Origin of the sequence: Kocuria sp. CPCC 205258, from assembly GCF_040981005.1 — a bacterium.
Lineage (GTDB): Bacteria > Actinomycetota > Actinomycetes > Actinomycetales > Micrococcaceae > Kocuria > Kocuria rosea.
In genome coordinates this window covers 1-747 of sequence record NZ_JAVKPS010000039.1, presented here as the reverse complement: position 1 = coordinate 747, position 747 = coordinate 1, and the positions used below count along the sequence as shown (strand labels likewise).

At 39.1% G+C, this 747-nt stretch carries 1 protein-coding gene; it reads right to left on the bottom strand.

Annotation, left to right across the window (positions count from 1 at the left end):
- A partial coding sequence (locus RF644_RS18700) for a hypothetical protein (protein ID WP_368797660.1) occupies positions 1 to 636 on the bottom strand: 636 nt, incomplete at its 3' end.
- Between the last annotated feature and the right edge of the window lie 111 nt (positions 637 to 747).

Below are 747 nucleotides of genomic sequence, written 5' to 3'. Positions count from 1 at the left end.
ATCAATCAATTCCAACACTTGACCACTGTCATTATTGACTATGGCACTACCATACGAATAGCCTTTCCTTTTAGCAAAATCGTCTATACCAATGTTGGTTGCCGTCCTATCTGAAGCTAGTTTTATATTCTTGAGATGATTGATACATGTGTTGGGGCAGCAATGTATTCCCATATCCGACAATATTCTGGAAGCTGAGACTGATGACATCTGTAAGTGCACTTGGTTCATTAGTCTTGTACAGTCAATGGAAAATCTAGCATACTTGTTGAGCCAATCGGGCTGTTGCTCTGTAAAGAAATGACCATCGGCCTTACAGTGAAATTTACGCATATACAAAATCAGTGTAAAACGTTTTCCACCGAGCGGAGGCATGGTTACTTTCCTTTTTTGCCAGCCACGGGTATGATGTGTCTCGATATGGCAACGATCACAGCAAGCGCAAGTAGACTTGCTTTTTAGCGTCAGTGCCACTTCATCCTCTGTGATGGTATAGTTGATTATAACGAAATTAGCAAAGTGGGGGATGAGGAAAGCAACGAGGTTTTCTCCCACTTCAAAAGCATTTAATTTTAAATCCGTTTGGTTGTTTCCTAAATTTTCTGTACCTTTGCAAATGTTAGCGATTGTCTCCATTGTAAGTCTTATTTTTTGAACACTAATAAACTTACATTTTTTGTCGGACAATCGCTAACATTTTATGTAAAACTTTCTTAAAGAATTCTGCAGTTGGGCATTATGTGCACC